The sequence below is a fragment of the Paracoccus sp. (in: a-proteobacteria) genome (assembly GCF_032007265.1).
GTDB lineage: Bacteria > Pseudomonadota > Alphaproteobacteria > Rhodobacterales > Rhodobacteraceae > Paracoccus.
The window spans coordinates 1-8,499 of the sequence record NZ_DALZMB010000138.1 but is presented as its reverse complement, the minus strand read 5'-3'; the positions used below and the strand labels follow the sequence as shown (position 1 = coordinate 8,499).

Genomic DNA, 8,499 nt, shown 5'->3' with positions numbered 1-8,499 from the left:
CCGCCGAGAGCAGGGCCACCAGGGTCAGGCCGGGAAGAACTGCCGCGACAGGATATTCGCGGGCGGGCATATGGTCGTGAAGGGCGGACATCGAAGGTTCTTTCTGGAAACTGCCAGCCGAAGTAGCGCCGCCCCGACCGAAAGGACAAACCGAAAGTTTCGATTGAATTGATCTGTTTTACCGATTATTTATCTAACCACATCCTTCTTTCGGTAAATATTATTTTAATTTCAACATTTTAATAATTTTATCCCAATCCAGAGGCTTACCGTCCCTATCGAACTGACGGCTAATTTTCGTCATTTTACTTTCGGTTCAGAACAAATTCCTGACGTAGCAACGCCAGCTAGATTCAAATTCTGACTCGAATCGGATGCTTTGCGAACATGTCTGCGCAAGCAGGTTGCAGCCCGTGGTAAAAAGGTAGAGCTTGGCCTCGACATTTGACACGAGGGGCCCATGCCAAGCCAATTCGATCCCGAGCTGGAACAGCGGCTGATCCGCTATACATCCATCGATAGCCAAAGCGACGCCGGCTCGGCGAGTTCGCCAAGCACAGCCATTCAATTCGACATGCTGCGCCTGCTGGTCGATGAGCTGACCCAGATCGGCGCATCCGAGGTCACCTTGACCGAATATGGCACCGTACTGGCCACCATCCCCGCCACAGCCGAGGGGCCAGTCATCGGCCTTCTGGCCCATGTGGATACGGCGCCTCAGTTCAACGCCACCAATGTCAAACCGCGCGTGATCCGGGGTTATAACGGCGACGACATCACCTTTCCCGACGATCCCGCGCTGGTGCTGTCCCCCCAGCAATACCCCTATCTGGCCGAGCGGACCGGAGACGATCTGATCACGGCATCCGGAACAACTTTGCTCGGCGCAGATGACAAGGCAGGCGTTGCGATTATCATGACGGCTGCGCGCCATCTGCTGGAAAATCCGCAGATCGCGCATGGCAAAATCCGTATTGCCTTTACCCCGGATGAGGAAATCGGTCGGGGCGTGAATGCGCAACTGCCCAAGGATCTGGGTGCCGATTTCGCCTATACATTCGATGGCGGCAAACGCGGCGAGGTCGAATTCGAAAGCTTTTCCGCTGATGGCGCCGAGATCACAATTACCGGCGTCTCGATCCATCCGGGTCTGGCCAAGGGTAAGCTGGTCAATGCCACGCATCTGGCCGCGCGGATCATCTCGGCTTTGCCCCAAAGCACCATGACCCCCGAGACAACCGAGGACCGCGAAGGTTTCATTCATGTCACGGATATGGCGGGCGGCGCGGCCCAGATGAAAATCTCGCTGATCTTGCGGGATTTCGAGCGCGAAGGCCTTGCCGCCAAGGGTGAGCTGCTTCGCCAGATCTGCGCCATCGTGCAGGCCAGCGAGCCGCGCGCTACACTCACATGCGACATTCGCCCCCAATATCGCAATATGCGCTATTGGCTCGAGCAGGACATGAAACCTGTCGAATTGGCAAATCGTGCTTTGGCGAAACTGGGGATCACGCCGATTTCGGTCCCGATCCGCGGCGGTACAGATGGGTCGAGGTTAACCGAAATGGGCATTCCGACGCCCAATCTGTTCACGGGAATGCAAAACATCCATGGCCCGCTGGAATGGGTTTCCGTGCAGGATATGGCGGTCGCAACCGAGTTTTGCCTTGGGCTTTTGCAAGAAGCAGCCAAGCCCTGACCTTTTGGCAAGCGAGCCACCCCATGGGATCTATTTTCTCTCAGGGGGCGGCTTATGCGCCAGGATCTTGTTCGTTCTTTGACCAAAGATAGCCGATAAAGGCGCCTTTGACATAGCGCAGCAAAACCAATGAGATCACCGTGACCAGCAAGCCCACGGTGATCAAGATCATCAGCGGGCTCAATTGAAACCAAACCCATGCCGCCCCAAGCATTGGGATCAAGAGCAGCATCACGATGGTAATGGTGAAAAATGCAGGCCCGTCGGCCGCGCGATAACTGCCCAAAGGCTCGCCGCAAATCTCGCAATGATCGACGACACGCAAATAGCCGTCAAAGATCCGCCCCTTGCCGCAATTAGGGCAGCGGTTCACAAAACCGCGCGAGATGGCCTGATTTGCATTGCGTTCTTCGGTCATGGCCCCACCCGCATACCCCGCGACGCATTGCCAGAGCGACCGCACTGGCGCCGCTGGCCATTCCCGCACAATGGGTCAGGCCTCACCTTTGATGAAACAAGCCGCCAGGCTGGCGCAAAGTTCCACCGCAAAGGCGGGCGCGTTAGATCGCGGGGGCAAGTTCAAAGCGCGGATCCTCGGCCCACGGCTTGAGGGGCCATTTCGCCGGGTCCGGAGTTGGGTCTTGTCCGGGACGGAACCCATTGAAATTTGGCTCAAATCCCTTTGATTTCACCCAATGCGCCAAAGCATAGCCCGTGCCCGATGGCCAGCAATTGACCTCTTCAGCAGATTGCCAGCGATATTCCAACAGCTCGGGCGAAAGCTGAACCTTGCCATCCGCGCGGATGTGATAGGCAAACAATACTTGGTTCATGCGCAAAAATTCCCAAGCCCCAATCGGACGCAAGGCCTTGGCCCTGAGTGAGGTTTCCTCAAAGACTTCGCGGCAAACCCCGACTTCGGGGGATTCCCCCGCCTCCATGAAACCGGTGATCAGGCCGAAAACCCCCTCTTCCCACATCGCGTTGCGTGCCAGCAAAACCTCGCCACGGTCATTCTCGATCACCGCTGCCAAAACTGGCGTCGGATTTCCCCAGTGGGTCCATCCGCAGCTGGCGCAACGCAACCTCTCTTTGGGACCGCCATCTTCTGGCAGGGCGATCAGGGTCAACGAGGTGGCACAGTTTGGGCAAAAACGCATCTCAAAGGGGGCGGTCATGGGATTCTCATTACGGAAGATGGGCCGTGGTCGGTGCAGTTGTCCCCCGAATGGGGGCAAGGTCAAGGCAGTGAAGACGATCATCGCCTGTGTCTGGTCACGACCGCGGAAATCGCCCTTGTGGTCGACCTGCCAAACCACCTATCATTCGCCCGAAATCCATATGGAAATTCATGAGCATATAATGACCGATCCCAAATATTACAAAGGTCGCCCCAGCGAATTTGATATATTTGAGGGGTATGTCATGTATAAGGTCGCCCCATTTCTGCAAGGAACCCAAGAGGCGATTTGGACCGAAGCCGAAAATCTTGACGGGACCGAGAACAGCCTGACCCGCCTGGAAAATAAGGTTATACGCTTGGGTCGCAATTGCGCTATTCGTACAGCAGTCTCGGCAGCGAATGTTATTAAGCGCTGCCAGCTGGGGGACGACAGCGATATTCTTTATGCAGATGCCTATATTCTGGCTTATTTTTCCCTACTTGAAGAGCTTCGGGAAACCCCCAAGACATTCGAGAAGATCTTTGGAAAATGGAAAGCCGAGTTTCGAAATGACATCAATTATTTGATTTTGTCTCCAAATCGTGAAATCGAATATTTGATCAAAGAGATCTGGCAAAAGTTGGGCGATAACGCACTCAGCGTTGATCTGGATAATTTGCATGAATCCTACATGAGTTACGTAGCCAGGTTCAGCAAATTTCGCGTTCGAACGGGTTGGCGGCCAATGAATCCCAACAGCACACTTTCTGAACTATCTGCCGGCGAAACCGAACGTCTTGAGTTGGATATGGGCGCTAAAAATTTCCCATTCCTGACCTATTGGTCACAGACACTGCGCGGAGTTCGCGAAAGAGCTGCCTCAAAATCTGTTTTCTTCTGGGGCGAATAGTTGGTAGCAGCACTTGATCAATCCAATCCAGAATATCGACAGTATCTGTCAAAATAACACACCAATTAAGCGATGGTTTTTCCGTGACCTATCAACTTTCTGACAATCTGACTGTTTTTTTCGTGGCGCGTTACGGGATTACCTCTGTTAAGGCCCGAATTTTAGCGCTTTCAGCCCGTCGACATCTGCCTGAAAACGTCAAGCTGCGGCTGTCTATTCCCAAGAACTATATCCAGCCTGACCGAGAAACCATTGATTTAATGGAAGGCCTTAATATCGAGGTCAAGGAATTCATGCCGCGCCTTGCGATGGTAAAAGGCGAGCAATACTTAAAGATCGACGCCTCGATGCAGGCATTCGAGACAAGTCGGGCGCTGTATCTTGATCCCGATATGATCTTTATCGACGCATCAAATTTTGACGACCTGCCTGCAAAGGCTCGTATATCGGCGCGGATCAGCCCCAATCAGAAATATTTCGAGCCGGATATGACGCGCCAATTGCGGATTTTTCTGCAAAGCATTGATCCAGCCCGCCCATTCAGAAATATCGGCACCGATCCCGAGCAGGACCCCGAAGAGATGATGCCGTTCACGCTTTACAAGCCGACGGCAGTACTTTTTGACACGACCAGCAATTTCGCAAACGAATGGCGAGATCTTGCTTGGCGCCTCGAGATTTCGCGACTGCCGGGAAAGATCAAGAATATCGCTGATCGGATTGCTCTTAGCTATCTGATCGACCGCGATCACGAAAGCTTTCTGCCTTTACCGACTGGTTGGAATGAAAACTCTCACCCCAATCACAAAGGCAAAGGTCATAGGAAATTGGTTCAATATTTCCAGATGGCCGCGCTTTTACAGTGCAAATCCATTCTTGAAGAGGCACGCTCGCTGCATGTCGAGGCCGACGAATCCGGTATGCCTTGTTTCAATGAGCTGACATCTTGGGATCTCAAGATGCTTTTAGACAAGCTTTAAGTGCAGATCGGGGGCGCCAATCGAGCGCCCCCTTATACATGCCATAAATCTTATGCCGGATCGTTAAGGCGGCGCAGCGCAGGCAAGCCGACGCCGGTTGCATCAAACCCACCATCCGCCGCAATGGTTTGACCGCTGATAAAGCTTGCCTTCTCTGAGCATAGAAACACGACTGCTTCGGCGATTTCGCGCGCTTCGCCATAGCGATTTAGCGGAATGGCGTCATAATATGCGGAAATGATTTCCGGCGCATGAACTGCCATGGCCAGCTTGGTACGAACAGGCCCCGGCGCGACACAATTGACGCGAATGCCTTGCTCGCCCAATTCCGCCGCGAATTGCTTGGTCAGATGGATCACCGCCGCCTTGGACGTGCCATATGCCACGCGCAGCGTTGAGGCGCGCAGGCCCGAGATCGAGGCGATATTCACAACCGCGCCTTTGGATTTAGCGAGCTCGGCTGTCGCGGCCTGCGTGCACAAGAAAACCCCGTCAAGATTGGTTGCCATGACCTCGCGCCACTGCGCAAAGCTGGTTTCACCAACCTGCGCAAACAGCGCTACACCGGCATTATTGACCAACGCATCGATACGGCCAAATCCAGCGACTGCCTCACGGATCATGCGATCGACCTGATCTGGGTCCGAAATATCGGCCTCGACGGCAAGAACATTTTCATACTTCGCCGCAACTGCCTTTAACTCGGCGCTGTCGCGATCGACCATAACGACGCGCCAGCCCTGCTCGAGGAAAATTTCAGTGGCAGCCAAACCGATGCCGCGGCATCCACCCGTGACAATGGCAACTTTGCTCATTCATTCGTTCCTTCAACTTCGACGATCAGTTCCAAGGTCACGCCAACCGGATTTTCACCGCGTAGCAACGTGCCATGAGAAATATTTCCATCAATATCAACGACATCAATCGTGATTGACGCCGCACCATCAATCAGCGTGGCGTGATTGAATCGCAACTCTGTGGCGAGACAATCCATGCGGTGCCCCTCGGCAAAGCGGATATGATCGATGCTGCCTACCGCATGCAGGCGTGCATGCGAGATGCCGTAAGCTGCGGCAACGCCCTCGATCGACTGCACCACGTCTTCGTCCGGCAGCAGACGCACAAAAAGCGATTTCCCGGTCTCGGTGCTGCTTTGCGGGGTAAAAAGCGTGAAAGCCGTCTCGGGATCAGGCAAGGCTTCGAACCAAGCATGGGCCGACCCCAGCCCAGCAACCTCGGTATCACGCGCAATCACCGCATCCAGCGGCAACAGATGCCCCATGCTTGTGCGCGTGCCATCCGTCCAGATGCCGTGACAATGCAAAAAGGGCGCCGCGTCCTTCATGCCGATCGTCGCGGTCGATTTATCGATGGTCCATAGCCCATCGGGGGCATAGGTGTCTGAATACCACGCCGCATGAACCCCATCACTGGACAATGCAGGCAGCACAAAGCGCATGGGCTGACAGCTTAATCCGTCCAGAGACAAGACACCGCCTTTGCATCCGTGGGCGGCATAAAGTGCGCCAACGGCCTGCATTACGGTCTGGCCCGCAGGCAAGATGCCACGGACCGGAACCAGATGAGCGCGCCGGGCCAAAGCGCGGTCTTTTGCACGCGGACCGGGATGGATCATGCCGATCCCCCTGCTGCATGTGGCACGGGCTCGGGGATCAGGCCACGGGCCTGCAGCTCATCTCGGATCATCTTTTTGGTGATCTTGCCATAGGCCGACTTTGGCAGCGCATCCCACAGCACAAACCGCTTGGGCATTTTATAACGCGAAAGCTTGCCCTCGAGGAAACCGGCCAGTTCATCCTCGCTCACGGGCAGAGAGGCCACGCAAACCGCCCAGCCCACTTCGCCCCAAAGCGGGTCGGGAATGCCCAGAACGGCCACCTCGTTGATCGCGGGATGGGTCAGAATCTTTTCCTCGATCTCTCGCGGATAGACGTTCGAGCCACCCGAGATGAACATATCGCTTTCGCGGCCTGTGATGAAAAGATAGCCCTGCTCGTCCAGATGCCCCAGGTCGCCCGTGCGGAACCAACCGTTGCGAAATGATTTCGCATTCGCGGCAGGGTTCTGGTAATAGCCCGCGAAAACCGCAGGGCCGATGCAGCAAATCTCGCCGGTTTGACCAAAGGGCAGTTCACGACCCTGATCATCCTGAATTTGAATTTCGATGCCGGTGCGCGCATAGCCGCAGGTCCCAACGCGCAGGGTCGGGCTGTCATCGGCCTCGTGCAAATAGGTCGGCAAAACCGTGATATTGCCGGTACATTCGCCAAGGCCGAAATATTGAACCAACACTTTCCCTAGCGTTTTCAGTGCCTTTTGCTGATCAACTCGATACATCGGTGCCCCGGCATAGATGACATAACGCAGCGATGATGTATCGGCTGTCGCCGTCGAAGGATGCTCGACCAGCAGTTTCAGGATCGTCGGCACGGTGAACATTGTCGACACCTGCCACTCGCGCACCAGATCCCAGACCTGCGCCGGGTCGAAACGCTCGCTGGGTAGAAGAACGGTTTTCACCCCTCGCGCCACCTGCGTCAGCTGATGCACCCCTGCCCCATGCGAAAGCGGCGCCACCACCAGCGAGGCATCCTGCGTGGTCAGTCCGGGCATCAGATCGGCCAGATGATTGGTGACGACAAAAGCCATCTGACCATGCGTCAGAACCGAGGCTTTGGGCCGCCCTGTCGTGCCCGAGGTGAAAAAATACCAGCAAGGATCGTCACGATCGACTGGGGCGACCTCGGGCATCTGACCCAGAGCGGCGTCGGTAATCTCTTCGATCGAAGGACCAAATTCCGCCGCGCCAAAACCTAGGATCGTCGTCAGATCCGGACATGCGGCACGACAGGCCGCCGCATGTTCGGGAAAACTGGCATTGCACATCATCAGCCGCGCGCCCGAGGCTTGCGTCAGATAGGTGACCTCTTCGGGGGTTTGACGAAAATTGGCAGGAACCCAGACACCGCCCGCGCGCCAGACCGCAAACATCGCCTGCATCATCTCAAGACAATTTTGGGACTGACACATCACCCGATCGCCTTTTTTCAGGCCGAAACGGGTTTGCAAAGCATGGGCCAGCGCATTGGTGCGGGCTTCGAATTCCTGCCAACTCCACCGCTGATCGCCCATGACCAATGCGATCCCCTTTGGGTCACGGCGCGCAACTTGCGTCAGGAAAGTCGCAAGGTTCATCACTCGGGTCGATACCGGGCGCAGGCCGCCATTGGGATCTATTTCGGCAATCTGGCTCATTTTACCCGCTCCAGGATCGAGCAATAGCTGGCGACTGCTGCGCCGCCCATATTAAAGACCCCGCCCAGATTTGCGCGCGCCAGCTGCATCTCGCCTGCTTCTTCGGCCAGTTGCATGGCGATCATGACATGTTGGGAAACGCCCGTCGCCCCGATGGGATGGCCGCGTGATTTCAACCCACCCGAGGGGTTGACTGGCAATGCGCCGTCAAAGCGCGTGACCCCGTCACGGATCACCCGCCAGCCCTGCCCCTTGGGCGCAAGGCCCATCGCCTCATATTCGATCATCTCGGCGGTGGTGAAACAATCATGGGTTTCAACCATATCAAGATCCATGATCCCAAGGCCCGCTTGCGACAGGGCTTGTGCCCAGGCCCGATGGGGTCCGTCAAAGGCGATTGGGTCGCGGCGCGACAGCGCAAGATAATCCGCCGCCTGCGCGCGCGCCCGACAGCGGCTCGAACGCTTCAAA

At 55.8% G+C, this 8,499-nt stretch carries 9 protein-coding genes; 3 read left to right on the top strand and 6 right to left on the bottom strand.

Going from position 1 to position 8,499, the window contains the following annotated elements:
* Positions 1 to 460: 460 nt before the first annotated feature.
* A complete protein-coding gene (gene pepT, locus RTS12_RS18855; protein WP_312531257.1) occupies positions 461 to 1,699 on the top strand; it encodes a peptidase T in 1,239 nt (412 codons plus the stop codon).
* A gap of 52 nt (positions 1,700 to 1,751) precedes the next feature.
* On the opposite strand, the gene RTS12_RS18850 is transcribed toward pepT, so the two are convergent.
* Together RTS12_RS18850 and RTS12_RS18845 are read right to left on the bottom strand one after the other, a co-directional pair.
* Complete coding sequence (locus RTS12_RS18850; RefSeq protein ID WP_312531255.1) at positions 1,752 to 2,117, bottom strand: DUF983 domain-containing protein; 366 nt, start codon at positions 2,115 to 2,117, stop codon at positions 1,752 to 1,754.
* Between the two features lie 142 nt (positions 2,118 to 2,259).
* The gene (locus tag RTS12_RS18845) at positions 2,260 to 2,877 is read right to left on the bottom strand and encodes an NUDIX domain-containing protein (RefSeq protein WP_312531253.1); all 618 of its coding nucleotides are present in this window, start codon (positions 2,875 to 2,877) and stop codon (positions 2,260 to 2,262) included.
* Positions 2,878 to 3,061: 184 nt separating this feature from the next.
* Here RTS12_RS18845 and RTS12_RS18840 point away from each other — a divergent pair, with 184 nt between their 5' ends.
* Both RTS12_RS18840 and RTS12_RS18835 read left to right on the top strand, forming a co-directional pair.
* Positions 3,062 to 3,772, top strand: a complete 711-nt coding sequence (locus RTS12_RS18840) for a hypothetical protein (RefSeq protein WP_312531251.1) — start codon at positions 3,062 to 3,064, stop codon at positions 3,770 to 3,772.
* 83 nt (positions 3,773 to 3,855) lie between these two features.
* Positions 3,856 to 4,752: a hypothetical protein gene (locus RTS12_RS18835; RefSeq protein WP_312531249.1), complete on the top strand. Its 897-nt coding sequence runs from the start codon at positions 3,856 to 3,858 to the stop codon at positions 4,750 to 4,752.
* Positions 4,753 to 4,802: 50 nt separating this feature from the next.
* On the opposite strand, the gene RTS12_RS18830 is transcribed toward RTS12_RS18835, so the two are convergent.
* The 4 genes from RTS12_RS18830 to RTS12_RS18815 form a co-directional block, all read right to left on the bottom strand.
* Positions 4,803 to 5,567 (bottom strand): SDR family oxidoreductase, encoded by a 765-nt coding sequence (locus RTS12_RS18830; protein ID WP_312531247.1) that lies wholly within the window; start codon positions 5,565 to 5,567, stop codon positions 4,803 to 4,805.
* Positions 5,564 to 6,388 (bottom strand): DUF296 domain-containing protein, encoded by an 825-nt coding sequence (locus RTS12_RS18825; RefSeq protein WP_312531245.1) that lies wholly within the window; start codon positions 6,386 to 6,388, stop codon positions 5,564 to 5,566. The genes RTS12_RS18830 and RTS12_RS18825 overlap by 4 nt, the downstream gene beginning before the upstream one ends.
* Positions 6,385 to 8,028: an acyl-CoA synthetase gene (locus RTS12_RS18820; RefSeq protein WP_312531243.1), complete on the bottom strand. Its 1,644-nt coding sequence runs from the start codon at positions 8,026 to 8,028 to the stop codon at positions 6,385 to 6,387. Before RTS12_RS18820 ends, RTS12_RS18825 begins: the two co-directional genes overlap by 4 nt.
* A partial coding sequence (locus RTS12_RS18815) for a thiolase C-terminal domain-containing protein (protein WP_409455717.1) occupies positions 8,025 to 8,499 on the bottom strand: 475 nt, incomplete at its 5' end. The genes RTS12_RS18820 and RTS12_RS18815, both read right to left, overlap by 4 nt.